This window comes from Paenibacillus sp. S29, assembly GCF_049319765.1.
Classification (GTDB): Bacteria; Bacillota; Bacilli; order Paenibacillales; family Paenibacillaceae; genus Paenibacillus; species Paenibacillus polymyxa_B.
Genome location: NZ_JBMOUI010000007.1, coordinates 137,582 through 152,306, shown reverse-complemented (window position 1 = coordinate 152,306; position 14,725 = coordinate 137,582). Strand labels below are relative to the sequence as shown.

The window sequence follows — 14,725 nt, the reverse complement described above, 5'->3', positions numbered from 1 at the left end:
GAATGGAACGAAGTATTACCTCTATCAGGATGTTTTGTAATGAATAAAAGCCTGCAAACGCCCCATATATGTAGGGGTTCGCAGGCTTTTTAGGTTGTAGATTTATTTAGTCAACATACTTATTGCCGTCAGCATCAATATAGATGGATTGAACAGCTGTGCGACGGTACGGATAACCTGCCTCTGTGGTGCCGCTAATTTCATAGGTTACAGAATAGATGCCGGGCTTGTCCGCTTTGGATAGCTCTATTTGTCCGGTAGGGTTAACGGTTTTTTGCTGTACCGTCAAACCTTTGGAGGCAGAAGTGACTCCTTGCTGCGGATCACCATAATATTGAACTTGGTAGGTAACTTGTGTAACATTGTCCGGGGAATCCTGTGGTTTCAGGTTTAGCTTCGGGCCCACTGCATTCAGATTGTATTTCAGCTCTGGAACTTGAACAGCCTGGTAACGTGCAATCAGGAGATATGCTCCTTGATCAGGAACTGTGACGTTCAGTTTATAGGTGCCCGGTTTTGGATTTTGAATGACGGCGTTATGATGCCAGGCACCAGCAAAAATATCGTCATCATAGCCTGCTTTCAGATTAATAATTTCACTGGTACCGTCAGGCTTGGTTAGTTCCAGCTTACTCACACGTTTATCGCTGATCCAGTCCAGATCAATGGATTTGACACCATTTTCAACAGTGAGGGTTTCTGAGGCTTTTCCATTATAATCGCCGCCTCGGATAAAGTATGAATTATCGATCTCGTTATAGGTGGATTGTACAGCAGAAGCAGTCAGGGAAGATGCTGAAAGTGCTTCAGTTTCCTGATTCAATGCTGGAGTGTTCGCTTGGAGGTAGGGTTGGATCAGGGAGAAGACGTAAGAACCGGTACGAACCTTGGCATGATCCCAAGATCCTATTTTAACTACACGTCCGCCGGGGAGCTTAGCGTTGTCGACTGTGACCACCCCATCATTTTTACCAAAGGTTGAGAGGTAAAGTCCGCCGAGTATGTAGGAAGCAGTGCCGTCAGACCAGTTATCACCAGCAAACGTGAAGAATGGAATTGTAGTTGCGTTGCTGAGTGCATCGGTCTTGGATCGGAAATACTTCATATAAGATGTTTGTAAAGTGGAGGTACCGGGATTTTGTGAGCCGACGATGTCTGCCAGCCATCCGGCCCAGCTGCTGTAGGCGAGATCTGCAAGTTGTGAGCCATGATGGGGACTGCTGAGGGTGATGACACGTTGAACATAAGGAGCAGCTCCGTTATATACGAGAGCGGTTTGAGTATCCACTCCACCTTTGCTGTGGGCGATGACAATGAGCTTTTTTCCAAAGTGATTACTGATGACCTTGATTTTGTCGGCTAAAAGCTTACCATTGTCCCACATATCCTGGGATGTACCATTTGTATCGTACAGATTAATGGTGGCCGTCTGGTATCCGGCGTCACGTGCGCGATGAAGCATGTCGTTATTATTTTTGGTCCAGACTTCAGCGCTACTGTTTAAACCATGTACGAATAATAATGCAGGTTTGGCAGGATCAACGCGATTAGGTGGTGGGCCTTCTGCCCAACTTCCGGCGGGATCTTTCGGGGGTTGGGGGGTAGTGGAGCCTGCAAAAGCGCCGACGGGTACAAGAGTAACGGATAACATAAAAATGAGCATCAAAACAGTGATCTTTTTCAAATTGAAAATCCTCCTTTGTAAAATAAAGTATTTTTCAAGCTTATTATACATGCCATCTTGTGGTAAATCATCAATTGTATTTCATATTTACATTAAAATTTTATTTTTTTAGTCATTTTTTAGTCAGGATATCCCTATGATTCATAGCGCATGATAATCTCGTCACACATTTTATAATGTATGGAGGATGAGTTCATGCCAGGAACTAAGAAGGTCATCAGTTTTACGATTTCTGCTGCTTTACTCGCCAGTATGGCTGCTTTGACCGGGTGCGGAAATGCCGATCATAACGTTCGTACGAACAGTACACGCTATAACGCGCAAAGCACACATCATATGGATGGTGTGAACCGTAATGGTATGGATGGTGTGAATCGTTATGGGGTTAAGTCCAATGGTATGGACGGGATGTCATTGAATGAAAATGGCAACCGAACCGGACATCCAGTCCGTAATCTGCAAGTCGATCGCAGTTTGTCCAAACGTATATCTGAGATGCCGGATGTAAAGTCTGCGACAGTGCTGGTCGGTGAACGACATGCCTATGTAGCCGTTTCCTTGAAAGACCAAGCCAACGAAACAGGTGTCGGTGCTCCAAGTATTGACGGTACTCCAGGTGCTAATAGTATTGGACGTAACGGTAATGTACCGAGTGTGAATGGCGTTAATGGCACTAGAGGAAACCGTACTACAGATACTACGACGCCTGGAATGACAGACAATGGAGTTGCCGGAAATGGAGTTACCGGGAATGGAACGCCAGCGCGTCGTGATGACGGTTTATTCGGTACGATGGGTACAGGCTCGTACGGTATGTTGCGTGGCTTGACGGACAACAATCGCGGAGATAACGGAAACACCACAATCGAGGGAGCAAGAACTGCATATGAACCAAGTGATGCAGTCAAGAGCCGTATCGCGAATAAAGTTAAGCAATTTGCACCTTCGATTGAACAGGTACATGTATCCGCTAACCCGGATTTTGTCAAACAAGCCACTGACTTTACACACAGTGTGCAAAATGGTCATCCGATTAGAGGCTTGAGCAATGAAATGGTGGATGTGATTGAACGTGTATTCCCGACCTCGGCGGCTGATACAAACCGTCCAATGGAAAATACAGCACCCACACGTCCACAAAATCATACGCCCGCGCCGATGAATCATCGCTAATTCAAACCCTATAAGTGTGTGCAATGCCAAAGAAAGAGCTATCCATCTCAGCGAATACGCTGGTGGATAGCTCTTTAGTTTTGGGGAATGATAACTATAACTGAATTATTTGCGCAATCCTTTAATCCATACGCCTTGCAGCTTCAAGTCTCCATCCAGTAACAGGATATCTGCTTGTTTACCTGCTTCAAGCGAACCTGTACGATCATCAATGTGCAAGGATCGAGCCGGATTCAGGCTGGCCATTTGTGATGCCGCGGGAATACTCATACCTACATGTTGAACCAAATAGCGGAAGCCTTCAATCATCGTTAGTGTGCTTCCTGCCAAAGTGACCCCATCCTCCAGTCGTGCTACACCGCCCTGCACGATCACCGGCAAATCGCCGAGCGTATATTTCCCGTCTTCCAGACCAGTAGCAGACATGGCATCTGTGATGAGAATGAGATTATGATCCTGCTTTAACCTAGCGAGCAGGGAAATGGCGGCGGGATGCACATGAATGCCGTCCGCGATGATTTCTGCTTCAATGCGCGGATCAGCAAGTACGGCTCCGGCGGCTCCCGGCTTGCGATGATGCAGCGGAGTCATAGCATTAAACGCATGCACCGCATGGTTCAGCCCCGCCGTCGCTGCCTGTTCAACCTCTTCATACGTAGCATCTGTATGACCGAGGGCCGAGGTAATGCCATGGCTGCAAAGCCATGCAATCAGTTCCAGCGCTCCTTCCCGTTCGGGCGCAAGCGTGAGCTGGCGAACAAGGCCTGGATAGCGCTGCTCCCATTCTGCCACCCATGAGAGATTCGGTGGCACGATATGTTCCGGGTTTTGCGCTCCTGGCCAGTTCGGACTGATGAACGGCCCTTCTAGATGTACGCCCTCCAACTGAGCATAGGGCATAGGTAGTGCCATATAAGCGTGAACTTCACTCAATACTCGGTCAATCTGTTCCTTGGGCGCGGTCATGGTGGTAGCCAGCATGGCCGTCGTTCCTTGTGAACCGTGAAAGGAGGTGATCGTATCCAGCACCTTTGGACTGGAGTCCATAAAGTCCTCACCGTTACCGCCGTGAACATGAATATCAATAAAGCCTGGTAGCAGATAGCCTCCTTCCAGACGCACAATTTTTACCGCTCTCGCTGCACTTTCTTCCTGATTTGCCAAGACTACCGATGTCCAATCGGCGGGCAAATTTCCCTCGGAACCAGCATAAACAATGGACTGCCCCTCAATGACGACAACCCCTTTTTCAATGATGTCATTTCCAACGACAACTTGCCCATACAGTAGCTGGGGTACGTTACCACTCATTTCATCTGACTTCAATTGAACCAACCTCCCGCTTTCTGATCCAGTAAAATAAGTACGTTGGGGTGACATTGCAGCAAAGAAGCCGGACACTCAGTCGTGACAGGTCCAGTTAAAGCCTGCTTTATAATGTCGGCCTTATCCGCACCAAAAGCTACCAGTATAATTTGCTTCGCCTTAAGAATCGTGCCTACTCCCATCGTAACTGCTTGCCTGGGTACAGCATCTATTTCGCCAAAAAATCGAGCATTCGCCGAGCGCGTACTTTCTTTCAAATCTACAACATGTGTGGCTCCAGCCAAGCTGTGACCGGGTTCGTTAAAGCCGATATGCCCATTATGACCAATGCCAAGCAACTGCAGATCCACGGGGCCATGATCCAGAATAGCCTGCTCGTGCGCTGCACATTCTGCTGCCAGATCTAGTGCATTCCCGTCAGGAACATGTGTATGGGATATGGGAATGTCGATATGCTGGAACAAGTGCTCATTCATAAAGCTTCGATAGCTCTGCGGATGTTCTGGGGGAAGACCAACATATTCATCAAGATTCACGGAATAGGCGCGTGCAAAACTGACCTGTTCCTTGCGGTACATATCCGCAAGATGTTGGTAAATGCCAATCGGCGTACTACCGGTGGCCAGGCCAAGCATGGCCTGTGGTTTGGATAGCAGCAAGCTAGCGATCACAGCGGCGGCAGTAGCGTTCAGGTCTTCACGGCTGTTCAAAATGCGTATGTTCATCTTAGTGACCCCCTGGTTGTTTTTTGAGCTTGCTCACTTGTTGATATGAACCTTCTAATCTTGGAATATATTTGTCAAAATCCGCGCTCACCATACCTGTAAACAGAATATCTATAATATGAAGCTGGGCGATGCGAGAGGCCATATCCCCACGTCGCATTCCTTCCTCCAATGAAGAGGAAAATAGCGCAATATCCGCAAGGCCTGCCAGCGTATTGTTTCCGAAGGAGGTTAGGGATAGTGTCTTGGCCCCCTGTTCCTTTGCACAGCGTAGAGCCGCAATGGTCTCCTGGGTTTCCCCTGAATAAGAGACGGCAAAGGCGACATCTTCCGCTCCGAGCGAGGAGGCAGAGGTGATCTGCATATGGGAATCTGCAAAGGCAGTGCTGTTCTTGCCAATACGGATGAGCTTCTGGTAAAAATCCTGGGCCACAATCGACGATGTCGCCATGCCATAAAGATCAATGCGGCTCGTGGCTGACAGCCATGCAATGGCCTGCTCCAGCTTGTCGAAATCCAGCAGTCGGGTCGTGTCTGCAATGGATGCGGTATGGTTCGCCTGAATAGCCTGCACGATTCGGGAAAGTGAATTTCCGGCGACAATATCCTGATAGGATTCTTCACCATTACGGTTGGAATGAGACAACTCGGCGGCCAGCTTCATTTTGAAATCGGGATAGCCTTTAAAATGTAGTGATTTGCAAAACCGCGTAACGGTCGCAGCACTTACACCACAACGCTCTGACAGCTCCCGAATACCCAGATGCAACACATCTTCCGGGGATTGCAGGATGGATTCCGCTAGCTTGCGCTCCTGTACGGGTAGCTGCTCCAGTCTATGGGCTAATGTATGAAGAATGGGGGACATGAGCTGTGCTCCTTTGGCTGTAGAGTGTTTGTGTGAAAATAAGTATCGTATATAAGGAGGATTTAAAGAAAAACATTTTCACGTGTATTGTAAAATAATTCTGCTGCACATGCAAGAGATGTGAGAAGAATTTTTATTAGATTTTGCGAAAAAATAGCCAGCGAAAATTGTAGAAGTTATCATACATTAATTTACATATTGCGAGTTTTACTTACAAAACAACCTATTGACTTGTCTCTTCATTGGAGGAGTATAATTGAATAAAGTTCCAGTGAAGGAATTTTTCTAGGAGCTTTCTTTGCAGAGGGCATCGTTGGGTGGAACGAACAGAATCTCATTCACAAGGAGGAGTTTGCTATGCAAAGCCAAGTGATTGAAATGATCAGCGCGGTTAAGGAAGATCCTGAACTGGTCGCTAAGCTGGATGGACATTCGGACATTATTCATGATGCGGGACTGGATTCGTTGCAGTTGGTTCATTTCATGCTGCAAGTGGAGGATGCGTTTGATGTGGAGATTGATTTTGATTCCTTTGAGCTAGAGCATTTGAGCTCGGTAGATGCGTTTTGCAGCTACATTCAGGGGATCAGCGATGCGGAACAAGCGCCGCATCTGGAGGGAATGGAGACGGTCTGACGTACAGCTAGGTACATGTGCCTGAAAATCCATTAAACGAGGTGTTAGCATGCAGCCCAAAAGCAATGTGCTGATTGATGAGAAAGCGTTCAAGCTCATCAAGCGTAACCTGAAAAACGCTTCTGTATCTTACCGTAACGCCACACAGGACCCTACTTTCAAAACGGACATGCCCCAGACGATCGGCATTAAGCTGACTAACCGCTGCAACCTGAGATGTACACACTGCTTTGAATGGAACGAGGAAGGCTACCATCACCAAATGGATAAAGAAGAACAAAACATGGATCTTGCTCCGGACATGCTCCGGCAAATTTTGAGCGAAACCAAGGAAGCCAAGTCCAGACTGTACATGTGGGGCGGCGAACCGATGTTTCATCGACGTTTTGATGAAATTTTGGACGTGCTGGCGGAAGATCGGCGCGAAATGACCTTTTGTACAAATGGGTTACTTATTGATAAATATTTGGACCGGATTTTGGATTTGTCCGAAAATCTGGAGTTATTAATAGCGATTGAAGGTTTTGAAAGAGAACACGATTTAATCCGCGGTAAAGGCACTTTTCAAAAAACAATGCGGCAGATGGATAAGCTGATTGAACTGCGCGACCAGGGATTGTACAAGGGACGGGTAACTGTCCATGCGGTCATTAACGATAACATGATCGGACGGATGTACGAATTTCTGCAAATGCTGGAGGACAAAAGGCTGGATCTGGTGCTGCTGACGTTCCCCTGGTACATTTCCAAAGAAACCTCCCTCAAAATGGATGAATATTTTACACGTAATTTCTCCTGGCTCCGACAACTTGAAGAAAAAAATATTAGTAGCTGGCATGCTTTCAAATATAAAATCAACCCGGATAACATCGATCCTCTGATGCAGGAACTACAGCGGATCAATGAGCGAGTATGGAACATTCGCGTGCGCTATCAGCCCGGTTTGGATTATGAGGAAATTGATAAATTTATCCATGGCGAGGAAATGGTCAGTCGTTGTTCCAATCATTGTTTGGCGCTCACCTCCAGAACAGATATTTTACCAGACGGGAAGGTCATGCCTTGCAAATTTTTCAGTGAATTCACGATTGGAAGCATGCGTGAGCACAGTCTGAAGGAGATATGGAACTCGGATGCGTATGAGAAAACTCGTCAAAAGATTAATCATGAAGGATTGACTCCGGTGTGCTCCAAATGCAGCGTATTGTATCTGCATGGGGCAGGCTCTCTGAAGTACATTTAGTTTTCTATGGATGTTGTTTGTTACTGGATGGAAGAGAGAGGGATGATGACAAGACGTGACGACTAAAACGATTAACCTTGTGGAAGCGCTTGCGCATGAACGAGACCATGGAGTCCTGATTTGGCTGTTTAATATCGGCGCAGAGCAAGTGTGGCATCCATCCCCCCGCAAGGGGGGCATGGTAGACCGGGATGAACAGCAAGTCGTAAACCGGATGGAGGAAATGAATCTCCTGCTATGTCGAAGTCAGGATGTCATTGTACTTCGGGAACAGCCGGATGAGGCGTTTCTGGACATGCTTCAACGGTTGGGCTTTAGCCTGCCGCGTATTGAGGTGCCGGAGCCTTCTGATCCGCTAACGCCGATCTCAGAGCTGGTGCTGGCGGATGAGGCGCTTTTGGCACGACTGCGTACGGTTGCAGATGCAGGCCACAGCAGCGGCGGAGCCAAAGCGTGGCTCGTCCCCTATGCGGTCACACCGCAGGAGGAAGCGATCGCGGAGCTTTGCGGGCTGGAGCTGATCGGCGCTCCATCCGCGGTCAGTGCTCAGGTGAATGATAAAATATTCAGCCGCCTGACCGCGCAAAAGCTTGGTTTTGCTGTCAGCGAAGGCGCTGTATGTGCAGACGAATCGGCGATCCGCAGGGAGTGTGCCAGACTGGCTGACTTATCGGATGGACCTGTGAAGCTGATTATCAAGCAGCCGCACGGTGCCTCGGGACAAGGCATGTATATGCTGGACGAGCTGTCCAAGCTGGACACGCTGCTGAGTGTGATGAGGCGCTTTGGCGGCTCGTCGCCATCTTCCGGCGGCTGGTTGGTGGAGCGCTGGCACAATAAGCAGATGGATCTGAACTACCAGCTCTGTATTGACGAGGGCGGTGGTGTGACGATGTTTTCGCTAAAAAGACAAAACGTGGATGGCACCGTATATATCGGATCTCAAGTGCCGGCTGAGATTGGTGATGCGCTGGAGGAAGAAGTGAGACGTTGCGCCTATCAGCTGGGTACGTATCTCTATTCCATTGGGTACACAGGAATGGCCTCTATTGACGGTTTTGTTGACGAAGAAGGTTTGCTGGTTCCAGTCATTGAGATTAACGGTAGGTTTACGTTATCTACCTATATTTCATTCCTGTCATCCGTCCTGGGAGAACAGCATAAAACATTATCCCGTTATTACCGCAACGTTACTGCTACACCTCTCACCTACAGCCGCTTGTGCGGGTTGCTCGCAGAGGAAGGCTTGCTCTATACGCCCGAACGTCCAGAAGGGGTGTTTGTGTATACGGCGGGTACATTGTCTGGTATCCCTGTGAAGCGGGGCTATGTGAACCGAATTTTCACACTTATTTTGGCAGACAGCTGGCAGGAAGCTGATGCGTATGCGCACAAATTGGAAGGTATCATTGCTGGATTAGGATGCTCATAAATTGGAGGGAATCAAAAATGAAAACAGATGTATACCATGTAGTACCCTTGCTGGAAAAGATTTTGAAGCTGACTCCGGGAGAGCTGGAACAGTTGACTCCAGATCAGGATCTGCGAACCTTGGGGCTGAATTCCTTATCCGCTGTGGAATTAATTGTAGAGTTGGAAAATGAGCTTGATATTACGATGGAGGACGACGATCTAGTGCTGGAGCATCTATCTACACTGCAAGGCATTGAGCGTCTGCTGGGCAAATATGCATAAGGGCGCCGAAAAGACAAGGTTGATGCAGGGATCCGATATGGAGACTCGTCATGATTCCATTGTGGACTATGGTGCAGAAGAAGTGGCAAACGCTCTTCCAGGGAAACATTGTGTATATTCTTCCCTGCGTACTTCATTGCGGAGGTACGGGGTGAACATGGCCGAATCCGAGCTATTCATGCTGTGTGGGAGTATGTGCGCAGAGTATGGTGGAGATTTGAAGCGCTTCGGACCTGAGAAATATCCAGAGCAGCTTCAAGAAATGGCAGCCAGTGGCGGACCTGTTATTCGGGTGGAACCGTGGGTCGCAGGTGTCAGCGATGAAACCGACCTGTTGCGGGTACTCACATCGGGCTACGGTACCATGCTGCATACGTCGAGCACCGCTTTAACCTATCACGATGTATATGTGAAAAATTACCCAAGGGGCCACGTGATTGAGTTGTGCGGGTTGGACTTGCAAGAACGGACAGCACAGGTGAATGATAGCTTTCTGCTCGATTCCTCGGGACATGCCATGACTTATGTGGGCTCAGCCCGGCTCGACGATCTGATGCAGGGCATTATTGAGTATGCATGGCTGGTGGAGCAGCCTGCCCCGCTTTCGCCAAGTGAGATGCATGCTGCGTGTGCTCATCATATTCGACAGTATTTGACTGGACACGAAGCCATCTGGAGAGGCGTACCTACGTCTAATGAGTCGGAAAGTCAAACGGGGAAAGCTGTAACAGGCAAGCAGGTCAAGCGGGGAGATGAGGGGTACCGGGCATTTGTCGGTGACTTCCGTCTGTTGACAGACATGGAGGATCAGGATTTTCGGACGTACTGTCATGAAATCTATTACAATCTGCGATTGGGCAGTGCCCTTCATTTGACGGATTATACAGCTGATTATTGCCTGCTGCATCAAGCCACGCTGGGGCCACAAACACAGCATGTAATTGAATTGGCACAGGGGCTGTACGCGGATTGGCACAAGCTTAATCTGCATATTTACAAAACAGGGCTTCAACTGCGCAAGCATCGGATGCCTGAGATTACGGAACGAGCTTTGCATTTAATTGAAAGACAGCGGCATATGCTGGAGGAACTGATGATTTTAGCAGAGCAAGCAGCCGAGTAGTTCAGAGCACTCGGCCTTATCAGACACAGGTGTCCTGCACAGAGGAAAGAGGAGGGGAATTGATTGCCGTCCATTACATTAAACCAATTGTCGAAAACATTTACGTACTACAAAAAGGAGCCGGGCGTGCGCAAATCGTTACAAAACTTGTTCAAGCGTGAGCAGCTGACCAAAGAGGCTGTACAAAATGTCAGCTTTAGCATTGAGGAAGGCGAAATTGTCGGATTTCTCGGTCCAAATGGAGCGGGCAAAACAACGACGCTCAAAATGCTGTCTGGCATTCTCCATCCCACGGACGGGGAGGCATCAGTACTCGGCTTTACCCCGTGGAAACGACAAAAAGAGTTTAAACGTCAGTTTTCCATTGTAATGGGACAGAAAAACCAGCTCTGGTGGGATTTGCCTGCAAGCGAGTCATTCGAGCTGAACAAGCTTATCTATGAAATTGATGAAAACCGTTACAAAGAGGCGCTGGATGAACTGGTCACCCTGCTTGGGGTGGAGGAACAGCTTCATGTGCAGGTTCGGCGGCTGTCTCTCGGCGAGCGTATGAAAATGGAACTAATCGCCGCGCTGCTGCATCGTCCACGGGTCATTTTGCTGGATGAGCCGACTATCGGACTGGACCTTGTTTCTCAGCGGCGGATTCGAGAGTTTTTCAAAGCCTATAACCGCACGCACCGGACGACCATCCTGCTGACAAGCCACTATATGAAGGATATTGAGGATTTGTGCGGTAGATCCATCATTATCAGCGGGGGCAGATTGGTCTATGACGGAGACTTACACAAGGTGAATGAGGTCATCGGTGCCCGTAAATTACTTAAGGTTCGACTGGAGATCCCCGTATCCAACCTAACATTGGCGAGCCTCGGCAAACTTCGCTCCAACTCGGAGCTGGAGGCGGTATTTGAGCTGGATGTAGAAGATACCTTGGCTTGGTCCAAAAAGATTTTGGACGCACTGCCTGTCGTTGATTTTACGATTGAGGACGTCCCGCTGGAAGAGGGGATAGCCAATTTGTACGATGGGGGCAGGCTGGCCGATGCGAAATAACAAATATGTGAAGGTACTCCAGCTTGGCATGCAAAACGAAATGGAGTATCGGGCTAATTATTGGCTCCAAATGGCGGGATTTATGCTGCCGATCATGACGCAAATTTTTCTCTGGCTAGCTGTATTCGGTTCTTCGGGACAAGCAAGAGTGTTGGGCTATTCTCTGCCAGAAATGCTGGTGTATGTGGTCATGGCGGGAGTAACTGGAAAACTGATTGCTACGGGCTTTGAATACGAAATTGCTACAGATATCAAGGAAGGTGGACTGGCAAAATTCATGGTACAGCCTGTGCATTATTTCGCTTACCGTTTTTGCCGGTTTATCGGAGGCAAAGTCATACAGTCCGCGGTCGTGCTGCTGGCGGCTGCTATTTTGCTGTTATGTCTTAGCCTGGAAGGACAAATCAGCTTCGGGCTATCGTACATCTTGCTTTACATATTGGCGTTGCCGGGAGCGCTTGTGCTTAATTTTGTGGTCTATTATGCGCTGAGCGGCATAGCCTTTTGGGTGACGGAATCGGCGGGGCTATTTTATACGCTGTCGCTTGTCATTTACGTAGCTAGCGGTACCGTGTTTCCGCTGACGATTTTTGGAGATGTTTTGGCCCGTCTGTTCAGTCTGCTGCCGTTCAGCTACACCGTATTTTTTCCGGTGAATGCGTTAACGGGCAAGCTGACTTTGCTGGAAGCCGCTAAAGGCATTGGCGTGCAATGGCTCTGGATTGTAGTGCTGGCGGCCGTATCACGCTGGGTGTGGCAAGCCGGGGTCAAACGCTTTGTCTCGGTGGGGGGTTAACATGAAAAATGTTTTCCGAAACGTTAGGCGCTACATCAGACTGTACTGGAAGTTTGTCCAGTTTTCCGTCATGTCGCAGATGGAATACCGCATTAATTTTATAACTGCTTTTCTGGTTGAAACGGCTTATTTGCTTATCAAGCTGCTGTACGCATCGGTTCCATACCGCGCCGGGACGGACATTAACGGCTGGTCTCCTGACGCCATATTGTTATATATCGGCGTGTTTACGATGATGAGCGGATTTTATAGTGGATTGTTCTACAGTAATTTTACAAGCCTGCCTGACAAAATTCGTACCGGCTCACTGGATGTGCTCATGACCAAACCCGTATCACTGCAATTTATGGTGACACTGCGTCAATTTGAACTAGGCTATACCGTGCCGAATGTAATTGGCGGCGGAATTATGACAGGGATCGGCTGGTATCGACTCGGATTGCCATTTAATTTTGAAACCGCAGGAGGGTTCTCTGTGCTGCTCGGATGCGGAGTGCTTACGGCATACTCCGTATTTTTGCTCCCCCAACTGCTGGCCTTCTGGATTATCCGCACGAACGGCGTTACGGAGCTGTCCAACAGCATTTTCGAGACAAACTATGTGCCGATGGCCGTGTACAGTAATCTGATTCAGCGTATCGGTTTGTTCGTGCTTCCAGTGTTTGTCATTTGTAATTTTCCGCCCATGTTCATTCTCGGCAAAATGGATACCGGGTTGGTGGTATGGGCATTTCTCGCACCTCTCTGGCTGCTGGCGATCATCCGCCTGATATGGCAGTTTGCTCTACGTGATTATACGAGCGCGAGCCAGTAGTGCTACCGTGTAGCGGGCCAATAATGAAGCAGGAAAGGAAGCAAATCATATGAATGCGATACCGAATCAGCGTCATTTGTATATGGGAACGTTCGAAGCGGAGGCTTACTGGCGGGATGCCCAGTTAGCTTCCCTGCCAGCCCTGCCTGACCGGGCTTCTTCTGCGATTGTAGCAGCCATGGATGAACTGCTGTTCAGCTTTTGCCAGCCAGGAGATGCGTTATTGACCCGTTATGCTATTTCGCCTGTACATCGTCAGTATATCGCGCAGTTGGGCTTTCATCCGGCTGTCAACGAACGAGATTTGACCGACGGCATGGAGCGTGCAGGCAACGTATCGGCCGCTTCAGTATTTGAACTGCTGGGCAGTCGTAAGGCCGATGCTGGAGAGGGGTTTCCTCAACTGGAAGGCTGTGTGCTTAGCCCGTTTGCGGGTTTACCGCATGTGGAGGAGGCTGCACGTGCTTGGGGGATAACACTGCATCAGCCACCGCTGGAAACGATTCGCAAGGTAAATGCCAAAACGTATTCCTCTGATCTGAAACGCAGTCTCGGTCTGCGCAACCCGGGCTATATCGTGACTTCGTTTGCAGATGTCGCTGAGGCGGGGCGTAAGCTGCTGCGGGATGGAAGCTTTTTAATCAAGGATGATTTTGGTGTATCGGGCAAAGGGAACCTGCACATTACCTCGACACAAATGCTGGACCGGATCGTATCGTATTTGCGTGGACAGGAGCGTAAAGGCAAACAGGTGCTTTTCCTTTTGGAGCCTTTTCAGGAGAAAGAGCGGGATTTTTCATGCCAATTTACGATTGGTGATGATGGAAGTGTCGATATCCTATCTGTACAATGGCTGGCTAATACTCAATTCTCTTATCGGGAATCCTTGTCGCCGGACGGGGCTTTTTTAGAGCGGCTGGAGCGCGAGGGCTATTTTAGCTTAATGCAGGATGTGGGACGGCAATTGTATCAGGATGGTTATTACGGCGATGTATGCATTGATTCCATGACACTTCGTGGTGGGAAGCTGGAGCCTATTATCGAAATTAATGCTAGAAAGTCGATGAGTTTGATCAAGCATCAGCTCGATACCTTTCTGGCCGGGAAAAATATGCGTGGCACGCTGACGAATTATTCACTGTCCCATGATGGCAGTCTATCCTATGAAGAACTGCTGGAAGGGCTGAAAGGTGAAGGATTGCTGTTCACAGGTGAACGTGAAGAAGGTGTCATGCCTCTGGGTGCCAATACATTATATGTGAACACAGGTGGACGAGATGGCGAGAACAAGATTGTAGGCCATACAAGCACGCCAAGCAGAAATGCAACCGGGCGCGGAGGCAGATCGCCTGCCAAGCAGGTTCGTGTGAGCGGGATTGGGGCCAGCGATGGCGGATCAGAAGGGAACGGCATGGCTAAGCTGGACTTGAATGGTAACAAAGAAACTGCTGGAAGCGAACGGGCACGAGGTAAGGGGCGTCTTTATTTAGAGCTGGTTGCTGCGAGCGATGAGGATAAAATGCGATTGACTACAAAGCTGGAGCGTTTTTTGGCAGAGCATCATTTTACAGTGCTGAATTAAACGG

14 protein-coding genes are annotated in these 14,725 nt (G+C 48.7%); 10 read left to right on the top strand and 4 right to left on the bottom strand.

The genetic code is table 11. The features are described 5' to 3' along the window. Window positions 1-106: 106 nt before the first annotated feature. Window positions 107-1,684, bottom strand: coding sequence for an esterase/lipase family protein (locus ACL9RM_RS14160; RefSeq protein ID WP_250266568.1), 1,578 nt, complete (start codon window positions 1,682-1,684; stop codon window positions 107-109). 195 nt (window positions 1,685-1,879) lie between these two features. Here ACL9RM_RS14160 and ACL9RM_RS14155 point away from each other — a divergent pair, with 195 nt between their 5' ends. Beyond that, the gene (locus ACL9RM_RS14155; RefSeq protein ID WP_250266567.1) at window positions 1,880-2,857 is read left to right on the top strand and encodes a YhcN/YlaJ family sporulation lipoprotein; all 978 of its coding nucleotides are present in this window, start codon (window positions 1,880-1,882) and stop codon (window positions 2,855-2,857) included. Window positions 2,858-2,962: 105 nt separating this feature from the next. Here ACL9RM_RS14155 and nagA read toward each other — a convergent pair whose 3' ends face one another. The 3 genes from nagA to ACL9RM_RS14140 are packed head-to-tail and all read right to left on the bottom strand — an operon-like array spanning window position 2,963 to window position 5,776. Further along, window positions 2,963-4,183: an N-acetylglucosamine-6-phosphate deacetylase gene (gene nagA / locus ACL9RM_RS14150; protein ID WP_250266566.1), complete on the bottom strand. Its 1,221-nt coding sequence runs from the start codon at window positions 4,181-4,183 to the stop codon at window positions 2,963-2,965. Beyond that, window positions 4,180-4,908 carry a glucosamine-6-phosphate deaminase gene (gene nagB, locus ACL9RM_RS14145; RefSeq protein ID WP_250260521.1) on the bottom strand — a complete coding sequence of 243 codons (729 nt, stop codon included), beginning with the start codon at window positions 4,906-4,908 and terminating at the stop codon, window positions 4,180-4,182. Before nagB ends, nagA begins: the two co-directional genes overlap by 4 nt. Window position 4,909: 1 nt before the next feature. After that, entirely contained in the window at window positions 4,910-5,776 is an 867-nt protein-coding gene (locus ACL9RM_RS14140) for a MurR/RpiR family transcriptional regulator (RefSeq protein ID WP_069290270.1), read from the bottom strand. 357 nt (window positions 5,777-6,133) lie between these two features. Here ACL9RM_RS14140 and ACL9RM_RS14135 point away from each other — a divergent pair, with 357 nt between their 5' ends. The 9 genes from ACL9RM_RS14135 (at window position 6,134) to ACL9RM_RS14095 (ending at window position 14,721) form a co-directional block, all read left to right on the top strand. Beyond that, window positions 6,134-6,412: an acyl carrier protein gene (locus tag ACL9RM_RS14135; protein ID WP_013311713.1), complete on the top strand. Its 279-nt coding sequence runs from the start codon at window positions 6,134-6,136 to the stop codon at window positions 6,410-6,412. A gap of 49 nt (window positions 6,413-6,461) precedes the next feature. Continuing rightward, entirely contained in the window at window positions 6,462-7,655 is a 1,194-nt protein-coding gene (locus tag ACL9RM_RS14130; protein ID WP_061828875.1) for a radical SAM/SPASM domain-containing protein, read from the top strand. 55 nt (window positions 7,656-7,710) lie between these two features. Continuing rightward, window positions 7,711-9,087, top strand: a complete 1,377-nt coding sequence (locus ACL9RM_RS14125) for a peptide ligase PGM1-related protein (protein ID WP_250266565.1) — start codon at window positions 7,711-7,713, stop codon at window positions 9,085-9,087. A 17-nt stretch (window positions 9,088-9,104) separates the two neighbouring features. Further along, complete coding sequence (locus tag ACL9RM_RS14120; protein WP_250266564.1) at window positions 9,105-9,350, top strand: acyl carrier protein; 246 nt, start codon at window positions 9,105-9,107, stop codon at window positions 9,348-9,350. Continuing rightward, on the top strand, window positions 9,343-10,473 hold the full coding sequence (locus ACL9RM_RS14115; RefSeq protein WP_422759373.1) for a hypothetical protein: 1,131 nt from the start codon (window positions 9,343-9,345) through the stop codon (window positions 10,471-10,473). The genes ACL9RM_RS14120 and ACL9RM_RS14115 overlap by 8 nt, the downstream gene beginning before the upstream one ends. A gap of 63 nt (window positions 10,474-10,536) precedes the next feature. Continuing rightward, window positions 10,537-11,529 carry an ABC transporter ATP-binding protein gene (locus ACL9RM_RS14110; RefSeq protein WP_250266562.1) on the top strand — a complete coding sequence of 331 codons (993 nt, stop codon included), beginning with the start codon at window positions 10,537-10,539 and terminating at the stop codon, window positions 11,527-11,529. Then, window positions 11,501-12,325, top strand: a complete 825-nt coding sequence (locus ACL9RM_RS14105) for an ABC transporter permease (RefSeq protein WP_237166303.1) — start codon at window positions 11,501-11,503, stop codon at window positions 12,323-12,325. The genes ACL9RM_RS14110 and ACL9RM_RS14105 overlap by 29 nt, the downstream gene beginning before the upstream one ends. A gap of 1 nt (window position 12,326) precedes the next feature. Continuing rightward, window positions 12,327-13,139: an ABC transporter permease gene (locus tag ACL9RM_RS14100; RefSeq protein ID WP_061828870.1), complete on the top strand. Its 813-nt coding sequence runs from the start codon at window positions 12,327-12,329 to the stop codon at window positions 13,137-13,139. A gap of 49 nt (window positions 13,140-13,188) precedes the next feature. After that, on the top strand, window positions 13,189-14,721 hold the full coding sequence (locus ACL9RM_RS14095) for a hypothetical protein (protein ID WP_250266561.1): 1,533 nt from the start codon (window positions 13,189-13,191) through the stop codon (window positions 14,719-14,721). Window positions 14,722-14,725: the final 4 nt, after the last annotated feature.